The organism is Sphingopyxis indica (assembly GCF_900188185.1).
In the GTDB taxonomy this organism is placed as follows: Bacteria; Pseudomonadota; Alphaproteobacteria; order Sphingomonadales; family Sphingomonadaceae; genus Sphingopyxis; species Sphingopyxis indica.
The window spans coordinates 1-20,223 of the sequence record NZ_FZPA01000020.1; the positions used below are offsets into that span (position 1 = coordinate 1).

Consider the following 20,223-nt stretch of genomic DNA (forward strand, 5'->3'; position numbering starts at 1 on the left):
CTTTGGTTCGTTGCAAAACCGCTGAATCAACGACTTGGGCGCGCGTCAAGCTAACCCGCTGACACCACTCAACTTAATTTCGGATCAGGCTCTAAGATGATCCCGCTGCAATCAGCTTACCCCATCGCCTTCCGATGCCGCCATGAGATCCATGAAGTTGCGAGCTGCTTCCCGGTCTTCCTCGTTCTCGAACGCGAGGTCGAGGTCGGGGGCGGACCCGAACATGTGCAGGAACGACCACAGTGCAAAGCGCTTGCCCCGGTCCTCCTCAAGGCCGAGATCGACCCGGCAATGCTCAATGCCGGCTGCAAAGGTGTCGGGAGAAACCCCGGAGAGGTCGGTGGTGGCAAAGTAGCGCTGCAGCAGATCGTCAAGTTGCATGACCGGTCCATAGTCGGGTCGGTGCCGAATGCACATCCAGGCAATTCAGATGAAGATGATGAAGGGCCCCTCAGGACCCAGGAGAAGTGCCCAAGAGGCCGCGACGATCGACCACGGTGATCCGGCGTGCCTTGGCATCGATCACCAGTCGTTCGGTGACGCCATTGCCCGGAAAGGCGACGACATAACGCGGATTGAGCGAAAGCATTTGCTCGTTGCGCTTGAACCCAGCGCGAGCACCAAGCCGACGATCAAGCGAGTAGGTCAGTTGCTGCACTTCGCGGCGTTCAGCCCAACTCGCGGCCAGGCGATCGGCTCCCTTGCCGTCGCCGCCATGGACCAGGAAGAGATCGGGAACCACATCGCGAACCTTGTCGAGCGTCGCCCAGATATTGTCGGCGTAGACACGCGCATCCTCGGCGCTCTCGAAGCTCTGGCGACCGCCGGCGAAAACGACCGGAGTTCCTTCCGGGATCAGGGCATGGCGCCGGTTCTCGGCGCGTGCGCGAAGGAAATCGCGGGCATCGATTACGGCCGAAGTGAGATTGCGCGAATGGCTCGCGCGCGACCCGGAAACGGGCTTCCACGAGGAACCGGTCTCGTCGCGGTATAGTGCTGCCGCCGCCTCACGCATCTGCTCCAAGGCCAGCATGCTGGCTTCGGCAGCCTGCGCGCGCTCGACCTGCTCTTCGAGATTGCTCGAATGCACTTCGGAGCCATCGGCCGTTGCGAGGAGGACACGGATCTCGTCGCCGGCCCGATCAAGCTGAGCCGACTTGCGGCTAGCTGCGCGGTGAAAGAGGTTGACCATACCCCAGGCAATATCCTCGGCATCGGCTTCCAGGGCAGTGTCGGAAAATATCGCGAAGAGGTCGGACCATATGGCACCAAGCGTCTGGTCGATCGCATCCTCGCAGGGAAAGTCGGTCTCGTTGAAGGGGGCTGGCCTGATGCTGAGGCCTGAAAGGTCGAGGCCGCTCAACTGGTCGATGAAGCTGTCGTACATGGGGTGTCTCCTGATCGCGGGGACAAGGAGAGGAGGCACCATTGCCTCAGCCCTGTCCGCCGGAGCCCGATCAGGGCCGGGTCAAGGGGCGTGACGCACCGCGTAGCGGGAAACCTGCGGCCCTAGGCTGGCGCGGGCAACACGGGCCGACGGGCCGCAGGTTGCGGCGCGCCCCGACCGGCCCAAGGGCCTCTCCCGGCGGACTGGGACCAGGCAGGATCAGGCCCCGGTGGCACAAGCGGATCGGGAGCGCTCGAAGATCGCTTCGCCGTTCGAGAACCGCCCGACAAGGCGCAGCTCAACGAACAGGTCGATGAACCGTCCCGACACCTGGCGGAGCCAGTGCCGTGCCCTCGCCGTTCGTGGGTTGTAGAAGTCGGCCTCCCAGTACCGCGCATCGTCGCGTTCGGCGAGCCAGATCGCGGCGAGCCCGCGCCAGGTCGATATGCCGCAATCGGCGAAGGCGTTGCGCAGGAGAATACGGTCCTCTCGTCCTCGCCATCCATCCACGCATTCGAAGGAAGGAAAGACCGCCTTCGCAGTATCGATGATCTCGTCGAAGAGGCACTCGTAAACCCAGTCGGCGTCGTCCTCTTCGCCGTCATCGAGCAGGCGGAAGGCCACTATGGAGCCGGTCGGATAGCTGACGGAACGTCCCATCTCACTGCTCCTCAGGCTGCATCAGCGAGATCGACGTCGGCCTCGCATTCGCTGGATTGCTGACCACCCAGTTCGAGCAGCAGACTGGCCGCTTCTTCGGCCTTGGCCGCAGCCGTCAGGATCGCGCACTCGTCCGATTTGAGGATCTTGAGCCAGGACGCTATGTAGCTGGCGTGATGGTCGAGGTGGGTGACCGGAAGACTCAGTTCGGCTCCAAGGATGGCCGAGGACAGTTCGGCGATCAGTTCCTCGGCGGCATAGGCCTCGCTGCCGAAGCGGTTCTTGAGATCACGATCGAGCCGCGAAGAATGACCCGTCCAGTGCGACAGCTCGTGAGCGAGCGTCGCATAGTAATGGTCATAGGCTTCGAAGAGTTCGGCTGGCGGCATGGTGACCCGGTCGCGCAGCGGCTCGTAATAGGCCTGGGCACCATGATGGCGCAGCTCGGCGCCGATATGGGCAAAGAAGGCATCGAGCCGGTCTTCGCGTCCTTCGGGCTCCAGCGCGGCGATAAGTGGCTTGGGATGATAAAACTCGGGAAGGCCGTCGCACTGATCCGCGTTGAACACGGCATAGGCCTTGAGCACGCGCCGGTTCTCGGTGTCAGCGTCGCCTTGGGCGTTCTCGACTTCCTTGGTGTAGCTCTTGTAGAAAATCGCGATGGTCGATTTCTCACCCTTGCGGACCTGTCCGCCGAGCGCCTGACACTGGCGATAGGTCATCCAGTAAGGCGAGGCGTAGCCACAGCCATCGGCCACCATCCACAACCAAAAGGTATTCATGCCGCGATAGGGCGTTCCGCAGGAGCGCAAGGGCCGCGAAACCGGCACGCCGCGCCACGGCTTGGCCCAGGGCTTTGTGCCTTGCTCGAGCTTTTCGATGATGGCGGCGGTGATGCGCTGGGCTGGCGAAGCTGAAGCAGTGCGGCGGGATTTGGTCATGGAAGGTCTCCTGATCGCCGGAACGAACTTGTCCCGGTTCAGAAGAGCAAAGCTCCCTCCCCTCTCGTTAAGGAGAACGGCTATGCGCTATCGCGCCAGTCAGCAAAGAGTTGCCGACGATCGCCTCCAAAGCGGCCATAGTATCAGTCGGCTCGATCTGTCCGCAATGTTCGACGATCCGGAACGGCAGGTTATGGGGGTGCAAATTGGGATAGCGGCCGGTCCGGAAGGTGGCTGCGCGCTGTTATCGCGCATGCTAGCTTAGGTGGATGTCCCTGACGCGCGACAATCACTACGTACCGCAATGGTATCAGCGACTATTCTTCGAGCCCGGCGAGAGCACGCTCGCGTATCTCGACATGGCACCTGAACGTCGCCGTCTTGAGGACGGCCGCGAAATCATCGGTAAAGCGTTATTCCGTTCTCCGCCAAAGCGTTGCTTCTTCCAGACCGACCTCTACTCGACCTTCTTCGGAACGCTGGTCAACGACGAGATTGAGCGCAAGCTATTTGGCGCGATCGACGACCGCGGGTCGAAGGCGGTGAAGGCCTTTCTCGGCACGGATGAGTCGGCATGGCACGACCACTTCCAGAACCTGTTCGAATTCATCGATGTCCAGCGGCTGCGCACGCCCAAAGGTCTCGACTGGCTGCGCGCGCAATATCCCACTTTGAGCCAAAACGAACTGATGATTGAGATGCAGGGTTTGCGCAATCTCCACTGCACCATTTGGACTGAGGGCGTCCGGGAGATCGTCTCGGCGGAGGAGGCAGGCACCAAGTTCATTATCAGCGATGCGCCGGTCACCATCTACAACCATGCTCTGCCACCCAATTCTGAGCTCTGTGCTTACCCTGGCGATCCCGGAATCGCGCTCAAGGCATCGCAGACCCTGTTTCCGCTGAGCCGCGACTTTTGCCTGATCCTGACCAATCTTGAATATGCCCAGGCGCCTGAAGGCCCGGCGCTCGAGAAACGGACATTCGCGCGCAACTATCGAAACTCAATGGTCAGCACGGTCGCGTTCGTGCGTACGCGTAAGCTCAATGATCATCAGGTTGCACAGATCAACCTGGTGCTCAAATGCCGTGCGCGCCGTTATATCGCTGCCGGACGCGATGAATTGCTGCATCCCGAAGGCTCGGTTACCGAACCTTGGGCCGAGTTGCGCGAGACCTTGCTCCCAAGGGACCAGCTTTATGAATTTGGCGGGGAAATCTACGCCAAATTCGAGGATGGGCACGTGCATTTTCAGGATGCGTTCGGGCGTACCGAAAAGCCCCGCGAATTCCTGCTCAAGCCCGCGCGTTCCAAGCCGCCTAAGCCCGGTGACGCCTGTGGCTGTGGGTCGGGCGACGCCTATCGCACATGCTGCAAACCCCGGCCGGCAGCCTTGCGCCCCAGCTGGGATGAGAGCTCGATTCGCGAGCGCAATCTCAGCCTCCACCGCGGCATCATCAACATCTTGAGACTCGACCCCGGCAGAGACTGGACGACCGTCCGCCGCGAACTGACCGACGAGCAGATCAGCAAGGTCTATCATCTCTATGAAGCGCTGTGGCCGCTCGAGACCGATCTTCTTAAATTACTTCCCAAGCCCGACGGGCGACCTCGTGCGGTATTCACCGGTTCAATCCATCCTGAAACGCTCATCGAGTTCGCCTTCGCCGCGCCGCTCTATTTCGGCGAGCTGATCGTGGAGCACCCCTTCACGCATAACGGCGCCGTTGCTGGCAAATACAAGCCGGTCGATAACCCGCGCAGCTATCATCTCGAATTCCTGAAGGCGGTCGTCCTTTTTCTCAACATCATGCCGCTGGTCGATCTAGGACTCGTCAACCTGATCCCGGACCCGTGCAATTTCGACCTCCATCTACGCGACCAGATGATGCGCATGGCGCAGGAGCGCGCAGCCGGCATGACCTTCGACTCCAAGGACGAGCCGCGCGTAGATGCCCTGTTCCGCCGCGACTTCAAACGCCACTTCCTCATGTGGCCGGATGACGGGCTGATCGCGCAGTTGAGGGACGATTTTCCCGACATCACGGATACGGGCATTGCCGATATGCTGAAGGGCATCGAGCATCTCAAGGAAGCCGACCCGCTCGTCGCGCTTGCTGAAGACATCTTTGGCGGGGGGAAGCAAGGTGGGCAACTTCAGCTGTTCAAGCTCTCGCCCAACTTCGAAATGGCGATGTACCTGGCGCAGGCGACCGGCGCGGCGATTATCACCGATAGCCGGTTTCGCTGGCGCGAGCTGCAAAGCGCGTTGCGACCGCGCTACGGACCAGTGGTCGGGCATCTTGGCGGACTGGCGCGGGAGATTGAGCGCGCGACCTTCCATTTCCCTGATGACACGCTCGATGTAGCTCGGCTTGGTTTCGATGGCGGGCTCGATGGTTATCCGAGATTGATTGGACAAGTGTTCACCTACCTGAGCCGGATCGCGGCGCGCGGGCCGAAACCCAATTGGGAGGCGGCCGTCGCTGCCCGCTTCGCGCGAGACCACAAAAAGGCTCAAGCTGCGATTGCTAGCCGAGGACTTGATGGGAGCAGCGGCCGCGTCCGCTGCGCCTTCCCGGCCGGCGGAATTCAGGACAACACCGTCAATCGCCTGCTGCTGATGTCTAGCTCGGAGCATCATCTGCCGGGAGTGCCGATGGCGTTCTTCATCGAGCCGCCGACGCGCGAGTTCGCACCGGGTCAGGCGATCTTGGCCAACCCCATCGGCTGAGTTCCTTTCCGGGGCATGGAGTGCGCGGACTCTCGGCACGGCCACGGACAGTTTTTTTGGTTCCGTTGACACCAAACCCTTCCGGAAGTATTGGTGTTATCAGAACCAAAGAGGCCAATCGTGCTTAAAGATCTGCCCCGTGTCTCATCCGCTCGCGCCGCCCAAATCGTTGATGTCGGGTATGAAGGCTTCCGCTCCTACCTGAAACGCGGCTTGCTTGGCCGGGTCGGGATGTTGCCCGGCTTCCATCGGGCGGGCGCGGATACTCACGACGATCCGATGCCGCGTAGCGGGTGGATGTCGTTTGGCTTCGCCGACCTGTGCCTGATGCGGATCGCCAAGCTGCTTATGGACGCCGGGTTCACCTTTGCGAGCGCCAACGGCATCGTGTCGCAGCATGCGATCTGGAGCAGGATGGCGCATGACGATGCGCCTGTAGAACGCTTCCTCCTTATTTGGCCGCCCTATGGTGATCACATCATCTTCGATCCCGGCGATCTGCATCATTTGCCTAAACGGCTCGAAGAAGCAGGAGCACAAGGCGTGTACACCTTGCTCAATCTTGGCGATGTCGAACGTTATGTAGCCGAACGTCTTGAACACGATATCTGAGCACACGGGGGAGATGAGATCGTGAAGAGGCAGCAGTCGACCACGACCGATAACACCACGCGGTCGGAACCGACACCGGAACAAGCGCTGACCCAGCTTCAGGCCGCTTTGCTAACCCTCAAGAACAGCGGCGACGAAGGTTTTGAAGGCCTCGCCGCGGCACTGCTCGGCGCGGCGACGGGCATGACCTTCCGGCTGGCCATTTCAGGAACCCAGGACGGGCAGGATGGCCGAGGGGATCAGCGAGATGGCGCGATCAGCTTCGAGGCCAAGCTCTATCGCTCGAAACTCGCCAAGTCGGCGGTCACATACAAGGCGACGGAGATCGTCGCCAGCGACGACCCGCCTGACCTTTGGATTCTCGCAGCGACCATCGGCGCATCGAGCCAGATCGTGACCACGCTGCGTGCCGCCTTCGCTAAAGTCGACACCAGCCTGTTGGTGCTCGACTGGCCCGCCAATACCGCGCTCCCGCCGTTGGCGCTGCTCTGCGCGATGGCACCGGACGTCTGCTCCGACTTTGTCGCGCGGTACAGTCAGACAGGGATGGACAGTACAACGCTGGACGCCGCGCTTAGGACGCTGGCGACGCTGCCTTCGTTCCCGGCGAACGCCGCCGAACTGCGCACCCAACTCAGCGAACCGTTGCTTGGCTTGGCGGCGGCACGGGCCGCCAATCGCACCATCTTCGAAGGGCTGTTCACGCGGGTAGACGACGCACGCCATCGCTTCGGCCAGCCGCTCGCCCCGGGAGCACCGCATGCCCTTGCGCCGATTGAGCGCGCACGGCGGGCTGATCTTGACGCCCTACTACTGGCCTCGCCCGCCCGCGAGATCGTAGTGGTGGCCGGCGAACAAGGATGCGGCAAATCCTGGCTGGTCGCGCAATCCTGGCGCGGCCAAAAGGACGCGCCGTTCCTGATTTTCCTCACAGCGGCCGAAGCGGTCGCCGCGATGGCGATGCAACCGCCAGAGTTGATCGCGCGCTGCCTCATCGAGCAATCCGGTGGCATCGTGACCAGCCAGCGGCTCGACCGCTGGACACAGCGGCTCGAACGCTGGCGGGGCCGGGCATTTGCCACGCCGCAGTTCGTGCTGGTGGTGGACGGGCTCAACGAGCGCGCCCGTACAGATTGGGCGCCTTGGCTCTCCAGCCTCGCCAGCTATGCTGCGACAATCGGCGGGCGCGTCGTCGCGACCAGTCGTGCTAAATACTTCCGGCGCCTCGACGACCGTTTCTCGGTGCCGCGGCGCACTATCACCCTCGACAATCTCAGCGATGTCGAGCTCGATCGCGCGCTCGTTGTCCATGGCATTCAGCCGGGCCAGATCGCGCGCCGGGTCCGCCGGTCGCTACGCAACCCGCGCATTCTGGGCATCGCGTTCGATCTGCTCGATCGCGGGCAAATCCACTCCGCCGAGGAGATCAGCATCGAGCGGCTGTTGTTCGAGCATGTCCGAACGCAGCAGAGTGAGGCTGCGCAGGGCGAGACGCCATGGCAGTTTGCCCGGCTGCTCGGTGAGCATGCCCGCATCATTCGCGAGCGGATCGAGCGCCAAGCGCCGCAAGACCAGCTTATCTTCGACAGCTATGAGTTTGCAGTAGCACCGCGCTACGATCTGCCGCGCGACCTGCTGCCCGTGGTCGAGGAGCGTTTCTTCACCGCTGTACAGGGCCAGCCCGACCTCTATACGCTGACCGACGAGGGCCTCATCTATGCCTTAGCGCTTGCTACCATCCGCGAATTGCGGACAGCTTGGCGGAACGGCCGGCCAGTTGCCGAACGACTTGCCGAGATCATCGAGCCGGTCGCCGCCCTCGACCTCGTGACCGATGTGCTATTCGCCGCTGCGCTGCTGGCCAGCATCGACAGCGACATTGACCCGGTGATCGGTGCTGCCCTGCTGGCGCGCCATGCCACCCAGCAGAATGCCGATGAGGACAGCTTTCCGGCCTATTGCGGGATCGTGCGCAACATGCCTGGTGCGGCGCTGGATGCCTTGTTCGCGCTCGCTCTCACCGAACCCCATGCGCAGCATCGCGACTGGCTGATTCACGCGTTGCGCCGCGCACGCAGTGATGTTGTGGCCTGGCCGGTCATCGCAGAGCGTATCGATCAGTGGCTGCGGCTCTATTCGCTCAATCCTAAGCACGGGTTGATGCCGGGTGAAAGCGATGCCGCGAAGCGCGCCGAGGGAATCGCGAAGAACGAGCAAAAGATCGCCGAGCGGCTCAGCGCGTTGACGCCGTGCGAACAGGCGATCGTCGACGCGAAGCTGGTTCGCGACGACCAAGTGAATGGGGTGACCCTGAGCGAGGATGCCTTTGCGCTCCTCGCTGGCATGCCGCTTGCGCGTTTTGCAGAAGGGCTGATGTGCTGGGGGTTCGCGCGGTCGATCAATGGCGGCTATCGCGTGCCGTGGAAGGATTTCGCCTCTGTGGTCCAGCACAACCCCATCGACTGGTTCGAAACTCGCGACGCGTTGCTTGCCGCCAGCGCCTGTTTCGCGCGTGATGAAGCCTCGCGCACGGGGCAATGGGCGTTGGTGTCGATCCTGCGCGCGACCGGCGATGCCGATGACGGCGCCCGGGCAGAAGTGATCGCCCAGGCCCTTACGCCTGAATGGCAGCACTTCGAGGGATGGCGGCTTGTCGAGCGCTATTGCGCGACCGATCCGTGCGATCCCGCGTCCGAGCGTCCCGATAATATCGCCGAAACAGCCGAGCGCGTGGAGGGGCTCGATCCGAAGGGTCTCATGATTAACCGCTGGACTGGGGAGAATGAGCATTTCATCCGCGAAGCGGGGCCAGGCCTCGCGCGGTTCGCACCGAAGCCGGCGGTCGCACTCCATCGCGCGCTAGCGCGCGATCTGCTGACGCGGCCAAGCGCTGTCGCGACGCTCGCCATCCAATGGCTTGGCAGCGCCAATGTCTTGATCGAACCTGACGTTGTGGCGGCGATGGCGCGGCGTGCCGGCGAACTCTCCCATCCCGAGGAGCCGAGTGGGGCAAGGGACAAGGATTGGGTCGTGTCGCAATACCTGCTCGTCGCCGCCTTCGCCCACCTTGACGGCGAAGCGCAGGTCGAGATCCTGCTCAATCTTCCCGAACATGGGCCGCCGCTGCTCCAGCTTGATCAGGTTTACCGTCCGGCAAGCGAAGCGTCTGTCGACCGTCTCGTCGATCGGGCGATCGCATCGAAAGAGGAACACCGGCTGCTGATGGCACTCGCATTCGTGCGCAGCTCCGGCTCACCGCTCAGTCCCGTGACGCTCGATCGAATCCGTGCGCTGACCGATCATCTTAGACCCTCGGTGCGTGGCTTGGCGCTCCAAATTTCCGCTGAGCATCCCGACGACGCGCAGCTCACCGCCTTTGTCGAAAGCGGCTGGAGCGCCGCATCGCTCGATCCCCGCGAAGATTTCTACGAGCGCTGGCATGGATCGTCGATGATCCTGGCCGCCGCCGAGCGCCAGTATCTCACCGGTGCCGAGGCCGTCGCCCGGATCGCGCCCGAGCGCTACAGCGATGCCGCCCGCCGGCTCGGCAATGCTGCAGTGGGGCGCCCGCTCGCGCTCCTCCTGCAGCAGGCCATCGCTCATGTTCTCGAAGTAGAGCTTCCATTTCGGCCACCGCGTATCTCTCAGAGCGGCATCGCCGAGGCCGATGCCATCGCGCGTTTTTCGCTTGAGGATGATGACGAGGACCTGTCAATTGACCAGCGCTTCGCGCGCATGAACGAGAGCGATGAGGCCTTCGCGTTACGCCAGAAGGCAGGCTGGGATCGCTTCCGCGCCTTCGAGATGGCGCTCAACCGCAGGGGCGCCGAACTCATTCTGCGCGACATTGGCGCGCGCGCCGTCAGTGCCATCGCTGAATGCGATGGCCCGGTGCTCCAGGCTATGGCGCAACAGATTCTCGAGCTGCCGTCGTCAAGCCTTCCTCGTGTCGCCAATCTCACCTCGCGTATCGCACGCGCACTGTCTGAGTCCGACTCCGATTTCAGTGCGACGCTGTTCCGGCTCTGCGCTGGTCGCGAAGCCTATGTGCGCATCACACGCACCATCGGGTCGATCCCGCTGATGACCTGGGATGTGTGGCATAGCGCAGACACCCCGGCGATCTACGCGCTGCGGCGCGAGCGGTTGCGCGGCAGTGCGAGTGACCATGACCTCGCGCTTGAGGTCCTTGCTGCCTGCCACGCCGGATACCAAAGTTTCCTAGAGGATTTTGCCGCTGGCGAGATCGCCACGGGCCATCCGGTCGCGACGGCGCGCGCGCTGATGATCCTTGGCTTTGCGGATCAAAGCGAGGCGGCTCAGGCGATGCTCGATGAATTCAGCAATCATGGCGGCATGGTCGGACGCGCGGCCGAAGCAGCGCGCTTCGCCTATCAGCGCAACAGCTGGTCCCGCCACTGGTATCGACGCCTAAGTGAAACTGAGGGCCGGATCGATTTCTGGCGCTACGGCACGCTGCTGGGCAAGATCGTCGATGCGCGTATTCTGCTTTGGGCCGCCGAGCCGGCGGAAGGCAGCCTGCTCGATCGGTTCGGCTCTTCGCTCGATCGAGGCATTGAGCGCCGGATCGAGGCGTGGAAGAAGAAACGCGAGAACAAGCTGTTCGGCGAAGATCAGCCGCGCGACGTCTACCTCAAGGCCGCGCCTGCCGGGTTCGATCTCGGCGCGAAGGATGTTTATTCGGAGAAGCTCGATGAACAGGAATAAAGATACTGCCAAGCGTTCTTGCGCGTCATCCGGTTGATGCCTGCGACCATCTCGACGTCACATGTGGTGAACTGCGGGCAAAAATTGGCATGGGCCGGATCGTTCGACAGGAACAGGCAATGCCGGCTCGACAGTGGCAGCAGCATCGTCGGCTTATTGTTGAAGTCGATCAGCGGATTGCTTGAGGTGAGAAACCTCTGGTCGCGCTCGGGCGGAATGACGTTTACGGCGTAACAGAGCGGGACATAGGTTCGCCAGTTGTCGAGCGCCGTCTTCAATCGGACGACGAGCCAATGATCTTCGCTCCAGTGACCGACCTTGTCGGCATGAACCGCTTCGAGTTCGCGGCGCAGCCGTGGCTGATTATGGTGCATGAACGAGATCGCCACCGCGAGCTTGCTGATATCCGCCGGGAAGCGCCCATCCAAGATTTCGGCGATGATTTTCGAGGCGAAGCCATCGATCACCGCAATCTGCTTTTCGGCCCAGTCCGAGGCGTAGCCAGTCGGCGGATTCCGCAGCGTGTTCCAGCGGTTCTTGAAGCCGAAGCGCTCATTATTACCCGATGTGACGACGCCCGTCTCATGATCGAGCCGCCATAGCGCGCCGTCCGCATTCTCGAATCGACGTAGATAGTAGCGTGGCGTGTAATGATGGCGCTTCGAGACAGTCATCGGGCATCAGTAGCACAAAGAGATATTGGAGGCGGACGTAGCTTGCTTGCCTTAAGCCGAGACCCAAACCATCCGGAAAGGCGTAGCCGTCGCGGAGGGCGACGAATCGGGCTGAAGCTGACCAAGGCGCAATCGCGGGCGACGGAAGCCTAGTTTCCGGGCTTTGCCGGACGAGCGAACCAGCGGTCCCGGAAAGAGGGAAATTCGCGCGCGTAATAGTTGGCGATCTCGTCGAAATCTTTTTTCCGGTTCGGTTCATCCTCGCCGACTTCCCCCGCGCGCTTTTTCCAGTAACGCAGCCCGTTCCAAAGTTTTGAGATAATTCGACGCGGCACATCCTCTCGTGTCGAGCGCAGTCGCTGGGGATAGACGCCGGACACGATATAGGGCCGCCGGTCGCTCCCCTCACCATAAACGCCGTTCTGCGCCGACCACAGTGCATGTGGCAGCGCTTTTCCAAAATGCTTGCCGAGTATCGAGACTGCGACCGCTTCGGCCTCAATGTCGCTTACCGGATAGAGTGTGCCGATATAGGCGCGCGCGTCGGTGAACATGAACCGGCCGGCAAGCTCATGCCACGAGACACAAGCGTTGTTGAAGATGATCGGTGATCCTTCGCAGGCGAGCGCTCTCGGCATTGGCAGATAATTGTTGTCCGCCATCGCCAGCACCGCCGATCCCAGCACCCGGTCGAGTGGCTCGGTATGAATGGGCTCGAAATCTTTGTCTCGGACTAGCTCTGACCAGTCGCGGATGGCGCTCCCGACGTAGAGGTCAGCCTTCGCAACCGGGTCGTTCCAATCGACCCCGTCCAGCGAGTGGAAGCGGTTGTACTGCATGACCCGCAGTATGTCGTCGTCGTCGGTGTGTCCGACGCCGATCGCCACATCGACTATCAGCCTGCGATTGATGCCCTCGCTGTCGAGATATTCGTAGGTCCAGCGATAGCCCGACGCATCGCCGCAATGCGTCGCGAAGAGGAGCAGGTCATAGGGAAACAGATCGACCATTTCGCTGACGGCCCGGACGTTCGCGCCGCCACCTTCATAGCCACGGACGAAGATCTTGCGCTCGGGAAGGAGCTTTGCCGCCGCCTCGATCTCAGGTGCCGCAACCTTCTGGGGATTGACCAAAACCGCTATATTAGTGCCGCGCGTGCCCTGCTGCTCCGCTGCCAGCCCATTTACGATTGCGCGGCCGAGATCGGGATAGGTGAACAGATGCGTTCCCGGCAATTCGGGAAAGGCGATGCCTATCGGTAGCTGCCGCACGATGAATGTAAGCGAGCCATTCGCGGGCAAGTCCACCGCTCCGACCAACTCACGCATCCTCGCTGAAAGGCGCGCGCGCTCCGCCGCCGCGTTCACACCCGGGGCATCGATGCTGTAGAGCGCTTCCAGCAACGCCTTCCCTTCAACCTCGTCTGTCTCCTCAAAGATGTGCAGCCCGGCATTCAGGGAATATGCGTAGTTTGCCGCGATGACCTCGGAGACCGGTTCATGCGCCTCACAGATCACCAGATGGCCCGACTTTGAGGGCACCGCGTGACGGGGAGACACTTCGTCTGTAAATTCGATCAGGCGACCAGCGTAGAGCGCTGTAAGCAGGCCGAGGCCGATGCGATCCCGGCCCCAGACGAGCCGGTCACGTTCCACGCGCTTCGGATCAACCGACAGCGCCGCCACATCGTCGAAGCCGATCACTCTGGCGTGATTGTCCGGCAGCCTTGCGATCAGCGATTCACGTGCCGCCACCGAAAGACCGGCGAGAAGTGTCGATTTCGCGCCGGCACGGCTGATCGTCGCGATGCGCCGGATAACATCCGGTGCGTGATCAGGGCGGGTAAGGCGTGGCCCGTCGATGACTGGCAGATAGGTATCGCGGCGTGCAAGCGCGCTGCTGATCGCGGCCGCCAGTTCAGGATCGTCGGAGACGATCGCTTCATTCGACAAGTTGGGGCACTTCACGCGCATCTGGCTAATATCCACGCCGTTGCTATCCCGTCCATCGACAGCATGCACAACGAGGATGATTGCGATGGCTGCCGGTGAACGGCGCTGGGTAAAGCCTCGATTACAGGCTGAAGACGGACTGAGACCGCAATCGGGAAGAACTGGCCCAGATCGTGTCCGGCATTTCGGCGGGACTGTCTGCATCTGATAGCGTCACACCGCCATAAACGCGGTATCGCCAGACGGTCAGATGAGGATCGTCGGTGGCCTGGGCGCCGTCGTAGTTGATCAGCCCGTCACCGAGCGATCGTGTCACTTTGGCCCGAGCATTCATCGTTAGGAGCGACGTCATGAGCGGCTCGGCGACACTGGCTAGGGTACCCGCTCCGATGAAATAGTCTTTCGGGATCACCACCCCGAAATGGTGGGCAGCAAGACCGCGGGTCATCAGCGCGAACAAGGCGTCCAGCTTCTCGCCGTGGAACGGGAGCGTGATCGTGCGTTGCGTGATACCATTCTCGGTCAGCCAGGCCTCTTGGTGACCGGCGGCGAGATCGCGATGTAGCCGACGATTCCCGGCCAGTCGACGCGGCACCTCGGTATCGAGCATCACGGACGCGGTCGGGTGACGACTCCCGAATGGCAGCACTGCGACCAGATAATGCTCGAGTTGCGACTTGGCATTGTTGCACGGTCCGCAGGCCGCGACCTTGGGAATGCTATCGCGATGTGCGACCGGCATGAATTCGCGCGCGATCACGTGGTCGGCAGTCTCAGATATCCCTTCGACGCCGCAATAGACGCAGATCTTCCCCTTGAATTTCTTGCTCATACCCGTCGCTCAAACGCATTCTCGGCCGATCATATCGTAAGCTCGCCAATGTGCTTTGTAACTAGGCGAAGAACGGGAGACTACCGAGATAAAGCGTCGACAAGAGGCGCCCTTTCCGGACATCCGAATCAAGCCACGGCTCGGGGAGCCAATGAACGAATGGCCGCTTCTAGGGAGGCACAAAAGCGCCTCGAACGACAGCTATCAGGCGGTCTTGCCCCTAAAGCAGAACGACCTTCCTGTTCGGCGCAGCCGTCAGCCGAAAGCGGCGTAGCGCGATCCCCAGCTCCGCAAAGCAGGGTGCCAGCCCATGCGGCAGGTCGCCCTCCGGCATGACCAAGGTCCGTACGATCCCGGTGCCCATGCCGACAGAGTGGGCCATCAGCTGTCCAATCGCCGTGTAAAGGGACTGCCGCCCGCAGTCAGTCTTCACCTCGTAGATCTCAGTCATTGTGTCGTCTACCTTCACCATCAGGTCGACGAGCAGGCTGTTGACTACGCGCTCGCCCTTGCAAGCCTTCCCCTCTCGATAGTCGCGAAGTGCCTTTACGACATCGCCATGGTAGGAAACGTAATCGATCTCAGCGCGCCGACGGCCCTTGCGACGGCCCGAGGCCTCTTCCCTAAACTCGTCCCACTCGGCGATCTTCTGGCGCACTGCTTCGTTGTCGAGGCCTCCGCGATTCACCGCGTCCTTGAATTCACGTACGTTGCAGACGAAATTCCAGATGCGTCCGGCAAGATCGGTATCGTTGACACGACCAATGACGATGCCGGACCGTAGCCCTCCATTGGTTCGTTCGACGTCGACGAACTCACGGTCGGACCAACTCATGAAGGCCCCTCTTCCCACCCCTTTCTTCCCGCCACCGACGCTCCCGTCGTGCATAAGATAGGTGGCGCCCGTCGAAGGATCGCGCGAAGAAGCCAGCGACCGACGCGCAGTTCGAGGTGGTTGGGACGTTGATCTCCACGGAAATCATTTGCGAGTAGCGCTTGTTGTCGAAAACGCCGAAGGCGTTCCACCGTCGCGGCACCTTAGCATCGGCGGCGTTTGAGAAAGCGGCCCAGAGGGAGCCGTCGCCGTTGGCGTACATGATCTCGTCCACGTTCCCGCTCGGGAAGCCGATGTTGCGCTTACCGATACGGTGAAGATGCCCAGTCACCGACGCCTCCATCGCTTTCTGCGCTTCACTCTTTTCCTTGTTGCCCTCAACTAGAACCAGCATCGATCACCGCTTTTCAATTCCATACAGTGAGTTAGATCATGTGTTTGTGGCGTGTCCCTGCCGTATTGCAACACTGTAGGGTGACGAGAGTACTCATGAGTGTGACAGAAATTTGCCGGACAGGGCGAACGGGGGGAAGTTGAAGGTGCCGATCAGGAAGCGGTTTGAGACGCGAGAACCGACCGATTATTATGGTGTGGTCGAGGAGGTGGTCGATGCCGACCCCAACAATGCGCGTACTCGTTCTTTTCTATTGATCGACGCCGTGCGCGCTGACCTGTTCGATCGCGATGGCGCCCAAGTGATAGAGAATCGCGGCGCCTTAGCATTGATCCGCGCGATGTCGACACCTAGGCGCTGGGAGGAACAGTTCGGGCTGGGCGAAATTACGAAGGGTGAGTGGCTCTCTTTCCGTCTCGACGACAGCGGCGAGATTCCGCGGGCTTGGGAATTGCGCGCCGACAATAATTACGCCGCCGGGCCGTCGCGTTCGATCGCAGCAATGCGGCGGCTGAACAGTTCGGGCGCGATAATGCAGGCGGGCGACGACAAGCTTGTCATGAGCCTTATGCGCACCACCAGCTTGCCCACGCAAAAGCAGCCGCGGGTTAGCGCCGACCGGGCGATGGGTCGCCTGGGAATTGACGGTAACATCGAGATCATCATTCTTGATGTCGGGCAAGCGTCGGCCGCACTGATCAAGCGTAATGGCAAGGCAATCGGTTTCTTCGACGTCGGCGCGCCGATCTGGTTCAACAAGGGCTCGTTGCCCAAATCTATTTCCCATCCGTCAGTGCCGGGCGGGTTCGTCATCCTGTCACACTGGGATTTTGATCATTTCGATCTTGGGCGACGACACCAGCCCTATCGTAAGCTCGACTGGTACGCGCCCGATCAGCCGGTCGGTCCTAACACCGCGCGGTTTCAGGCAGATCTTGGCAATCGCCTGACTTTCATCGACGGCCCTGCGAGCGGAGGCGGGTTCAGCCTGGAACGGGGCACTTCAACCGATTCGAGCGATCGCAACGGCTCTGGCTATCAGTTACGCTACGAGAAGGACGGGCGAGCTGTCTTGCTGACCGGCGATACCAGCTACGACTTCATCCAGGGCCATATGCTGCATGGGATTGGCGGCCTCACCATACCGCATCATGGCGGTCGTTCCGCTATGGCACCCCCGGGCGCAATCGCCCCTTGGCGCGCGATCGCGTCCTATGGTGCGCCCAACTCTTATCGTCATCCGCACCCCCAGACATTAGCTGATCATGTTAGCCAAGGCTGGCGCGTGGCGGCGACCGCCAGGACGTTGCTTGGCTCACGCGGAAATCGCCGGCTTTACCCTTGAATGAGCCTGAAGATGCCGCACGGCTCTTAGCCCGGCGGATAGTGGAAATGGATGGCGAACTGATATGTACGCCAGAGCGGTCGTCAAAGGGGAGCGAAAATGCGCGCGTATAAGTTTCGGGCATCGACTAATATCGAACTTGCACTGGATATACTTCTCAATCGTCGGCTCTATTGCGCAGACTGGAAAGCTCTCAATGATCCAATGGAGGGAATGTTTGCCTATTCCACGCGCGGCGAAGACCCACGAGCGCAGCAGATCGTCAAAGGCATTGGAACCGCAAAGTCGCGCTACAAAGTCTGTTCATTATCCCGCGACTTCCAATCACACCTTCTTTGGTCACACTATGCCGGTGGCTTCGACGGCTTGGCGATCGAAGTCGAACTACCCGACAATGATCCGGATATCTGCGAGGTAGAATATCGCGGCGTATTCGCGTTTCTCGATATGGATGAGGTTCGCGACGAAGACGAAGCTGCGCGTCGAATCCTGTTCTCGAAATATCAGGAGTGGGCCTACGAAGAGGAAATACGTGTCCTTAGCAACCAATCCTATTACGAGCTCGCGGCCCCAATCCAACGAGTCATCGCCGGCCCGCGGATGAATCAGGCCTTATTTCAGACGCTCCATATGGTCTGCGAGCGCGAAGGTATCGACTTCACGAAGGTCGGGATCGGCGATGAGGGGATCGATGCGGACCCGGTGCGATCCGTCGATCTCGCACGGCAGCGTCGTCGCATGCGTCCGCGGTAGTCGATCAATGCGGATTTTGACGGCTAGGAGCAGATGGTCTTCGGTCGTACCAGTTTCTGTCGATCTACGACACGATTGGGCCGATGCGGAACATCCACTTCTGCTAGGTGCCGCCTTCTGCATATAGCGTGCGTATGACCCCCTCGTCCCAAATTCGGTCGGTAGCTGTGCCTCGACATGCGGCTGAACGAAGGGCGGGTTCCAACGCGCAGCTTCGGGCCGGCGACTGTCGCATTTGTTGGCGGCTGCAGATACGCTGCGTCAACACTAAGAATGTCAACTTTCAGGAGTATCGTGTCGAACGCCACACCGGGAGAATGCGAAAGGCGGCCCGTCCCGAAGGGACGGACCGCCCGCCGAGTCACCTGGACCTGTCAGGAGGGGTCAGGCAGCCTGCTCGGCAATCTCGTCAGTTTCTTCTGCGTTGACCGCCTCGTTTTCTTCGTGATCGGCCAATTCGCCTTCGTCGGAACCGGCGAAACGCATGATCGGCGGAACCCAAGCCTGCGCCCGCTCCTTGACCTCAGACTCGCCAATGAAGTTGCCGGAGAAGATGCGCTCGGCAGCGCTCGCCAATTCGGCCTTCTTCGATGCAGCGTAGCGACTGACCAGTTCGGGACCACCGGCAGCATCGAGTGCCTCGAGCGTGCGGGCCTTGGCCACGCGGTCGAAATAGTTGGCCGCCGTGGGACGCCACCAATGCGCGGTCTCGATTTCGAGGAGCGAGCCGAGCGCCTCGTGCAGTGGCACCGAGCGCTCACCGTCACAGGCAAGGCTGGCAACCAGCGTGCGCGAGACGACATGGCCGAGCCAGGCCGAGCGCGCCTCGTCAGACAGTGCCCGGAACCTGGCGAACCGCTCGACGTCGTTTTCGCCAGCACGCCAGCTTTCATCGAGCGATCCTGCGAACTCGGCCATAGCAGCACTTGCCGGGGCATCCTTGGCCTCAAACCCGGTGACCGGGCCGGACGCGACCGAGCCGACGAGGGTCGACGCTTTCTTGGCGCGCCAGTCATGCCCATCGGCATCGGCGAGCGTGAAGACCATGAAATCGAGCGCCAGTGCCGGGTCGTTGGCGAGATGGATTGCCAGGATGTCGCGGCGCTGCATTGCGAGCTCGTCGAGCAGTCGCTGCGACAACGCGCTCCCCTTGGGTTTCGCCGTTCCGGATGCCTCGACTGCTTCGAGCACACCTTCCTCAGCGATGACTTCGGTCTCGGTGTAGTACTGCGGGACCAATGTCGGTTCACCATTGCGCGAGAGGACAAGGAAGGCACCGGCCTCGGATGTCAGCTCGTCGGCGAGTACCGGCGGCCGATCATTGAGCGCGCGCATGGCGCGGTCTATCATCACGAGTTCCTGTTCGGCCTTAGCGACCTCGTCCTCATCGCTGTCCTCGTCTTCGAGCACGGCGGCGACGCGGTCGTAGTCAGCCTCGAGTTCGCCAAGCTCCTTCGCTTCCTGTTCCGTTATCGGCGCAGGCTCGCAAGGCAGACGGCTCAGACCTTCGACAAGGTCATGACTGACATAGGTGCCCAGCGTCGGGCGCACCCAGGCAAGGCCATATTCGAGCGCGATCCTTTCGGCGGCTTCTTCCATGGCCTTGTGCGCGAGGTCTTCGAGCAGGGCGATATCGATCCAGCTTTCACTGGCATCATCGTCGAACAGTTCGCGCTCGATCCGGCCGCCTGCGGCGACGTAGGCATCGCGTCCGACGAGCACGGCACGCGGATCGGAACCACGCACCGTCGCGTCGAGCACCATGCGGCGGATCGTGTCGGGCGTGATCTGGTACCAGGTGTCCTGCAGCTCGGCATAGACATGCGCCTGGCGCTCCACATCGGAAATCGCTCCGTAGGCCTTGGCCATGTCGAGCGTGATCGCGCCCTCGGCGAGCGCTTCGAAGACGCAGGGTGCGAGACTTGCCAGGCGCAGGCGCCCTTCGACGAACCGGACAGTGAGGCCGAAGCGGCGCGCCACGTCTTCGGTGGTAGCTCCTGCTTCGATGATGGAGGCGAAGGCCTGCGCCTCGTCGGCCGGGTTCATCGCGAGGCGCTGGAAGTTCTCGGCAAGACTGGCTTCGCGCACTTCGCTTTCCTGGCCTTCGATGACGAGGCAGGTGACCTCGTGGTTTTCGGGCACGGTGCCCTCTTCGGACAGAGCCTGCAGCGCGGCGAGACGGCGACCGCCGGCCTCGACCTCGAACTTGCCGCGCTTTCCTTTGCGCACGACAAGGTTCTGCAGCAGGCCGCGCGCAGCAATGTCTGCCCGCAGTTGGAGGTCGGCCAGCACGTCGCTCGACTTGCGAACATTGCGCGGGCTCGGGACAAGCTTTTTCAAGGGAATCGACTGGATCATGGGTGTTCTCCTGATGG

General features: G+C 61.5%; 16 protein-coding genes. 6 read left to right on the forward strand and 10 right to left on the reverse strand.

Translation table 11 applies throughout. The annotated features are described in order from the left end of the window. Positions 1-111: 111 nt before the first annotated feature. The 4 genes from CHB69_RS18185 to CHB69_RS18200 all read right to left on the reverse strand — a co-directional run bounded on the left by CHB69_RS18185 (position 112) and on the right by CHB69_RS18200 (position 2,988). The gene (locus CHB69_RS18185) at positions 112-381 is read right to left on the reverse strand and encodes a hypothetical protein (protein ID WP_089217342.1); all 270 of its coding nucleotides are present in this window, start codon (positions 379-381) and stop codon (positions 112-114) included. A 70-nt stretch (positions 382-451) separates the two neighbouring features. Further along, positions 452-1,387, reverse strand: coding sequence for a DUF2493 domain-containing protein (locus CHB69_RS18190; RefSeq protein WP_089217343.1), 936 nt, complete (start codon positions 1,385-1,387; stop codon positions 452-454). Between the two features lie 219 nt (positions 1,388-1,606). Further along, complete coding sequence (locus tag CHB69_RS18195; protein ID WP_089217344.1) at positions 1,607-2,047, reverse strand: hypothetical protein; 441 nt, start codon at positions 2,045-2,047, stop codon at positions 1,607-1,609. An 11-nt stretch (positions 2,048-2,058) separates the two neighbouring features. Further along, complete coding sequence (locus CHB69_RS18200; protein WP_089217345.1) at positions 2,059-2,988, reverse strand: ArdC family protein; 930 nt, start codon at positions 2,986-2,988, stop codon at positions 2,059-2,061. A gap of 82 nt (positions 2,989-3,070) precedes the next feature. Between CHB69_RS18200 and CHB69_RS19905 the strand changes: the two genes are divergently transcribed. The 4 genes from CHB69_RS19905 (at position 3,071) to CHB69_RS18215 (ending at position 11,063) form a co-directional block, all read left to right on the forward strand. Further along, positions 3,071-3,253 (forward strand): hypothetical protein, encoded by a 183-nt coding sequence (locus CHB69_RS19905; protein ID WP_141134054.1) that lies wholly within the window; start codon positions 3,071-3,073, stop codon positions 3,251-3,253. Between the two features lie 4 nt (positions 3,254-3,257). Next, positions 3,258-5,723: a DUF4238 domain-containing protein gene (locus CHB69_RS18205; RefSeq protein ID WP_089217346.1), complete on the forward strand. Its 2,466-nt coding sequence runs from the start codon at positions 3,258-3,260 to the stop codon at positions 5,721-5,723. Between the two features lie 120 nt (positions 5,724-5,843). Beyond that, positions 5,844-6,335, forward strand: coding sequence for a hypothetical protein (locus CHB69_RS18210; protein ID WP_141134055.1), 492 nt, complete (start codon positions 5,844-5,846; stop codon positions 6,333-6,335). A gap of 21 nt (positions 6,336-6,356) precedes the next feature. Further along, positions 6,357-11,063: a hypothetical protein gene (locus CHB69_RS18215; protein WP_089217348.1), complete on the forward strand. Its 4,707-nt coding sequence runs from the start codon at positions 6,357-6,359 to the stop codon at positions 11,061-11,063. Here the strand turns inward: CHB69_RS18215 and CHB69_RS18220 are convergent. The 5 genes from CHB69_RS18220 to CHB69_RS18240 form a co-directional block, all read right to left on the reverse strand. Continuing rightward, positions 11,033-11,737 carry a DUF4238 domain-containing protein gene (locus tag CHB69_RS18220; protein ID WP_089217349.1) on the reverse strand — a complete coding sequence of 235 codons (705 nt, stop codon included), beginning with the start codon at positions 11,735-11,737 and terminating at the stop codon, positions 11,033-11,035. The genes CHB69_RS18215 and CHB69_RS18220 overlap by 31 nt on opposite strands. 149 nt (positions 11,738-11,886) lie before the next feature. Then, positions 11,887-13,725, reverse strand: coding sequence for a hypothetical protein (locus CHB69_RS18225; RefSeq protein ID WP_141134056.1), 1,839 nt, complete (start codon positions 13,723-13,725; stop codon positions 11,887-11,889). Positions 13,726-13,810: 85 nt separating this feature from the next. After that, a complete protein-coding gene (locus CHB69_RS18230; protein WP_089217351.1) occupies positions 13,811-14,521 on the reverse strand; it encodes an HNH endonuclease in 711 nt (236 codons plus the stop codon). Between the two features lie 220 nt (positions 14,522-14,741). Further along, positions 14,742-15,356: a hypothetical protein gene (locus tag CHB69_RS18235; protein WP_141134057.1), complete on the reverse strand. Its 615-nt coding sequence runs from the start codon at positions 15,354-15,356 to the stop codon at positions 14,742-14,744. Beyond that, entirely contained in the window at positions 15,337-15,750 is a 414-nt protein-coding gene (locus CHB69_RS18240) for a hypothetical protein (RefSeq protein ID WP_089217353.1), read from the reverse strand. Before CHB69_RS18240 ends, CHB69_RS18235 begins: the two co-directional genes overlap by 20 nt. Before the next feature lie 139 nt (positions 15,751-15,889). On the opposite strand from CHB69_RS18240, the gene CHB69_RS18245 reads away from it, so the two are divergent. Then, positions 15,890-17,095 carry a ComEC/Rec2 family competence protein gene (locus tag CHB69_RS18245; protein ID WP_089217354.1) on the forward strand — a complete coding sequence of 402 codons (1,206 nt, stop codon included), beginning with the start codon at positions 15,890-15,892 and terminating at the stop codon, positions 17,093-17,095. A gap of 99 nt (positions 17,096-17,194) precedes the next feature. Continuing rightward, positions 17,195-17,848, forward strand: coding sequence for a DUF2971 domain-containing protein (locus tag CHB69_RS18250; protein WP_089217355.1), 654 nt, complete (start codon positions 17,195-17,197; stop codon positions 17,846-17,848). A gap of 384 nt (positions 17,849-18,232) precedes the next feature. Here the strand turns inward: CHB69_RS18250 and CHB69_RS18255 are convergent, their stop codons facing one another. After that, a complete protein-coding gene (locus CHB69_RS18255; protein WP_089217356.1) occupies positions 18,233-20,206 on the reverse strand; it encodes a ParB/RepB/Spo0J family partition protein in 1,974 nt (657 codons plus the stop codon). Positions 20,207-20,223: the final 17 nt, after the last annotated feature.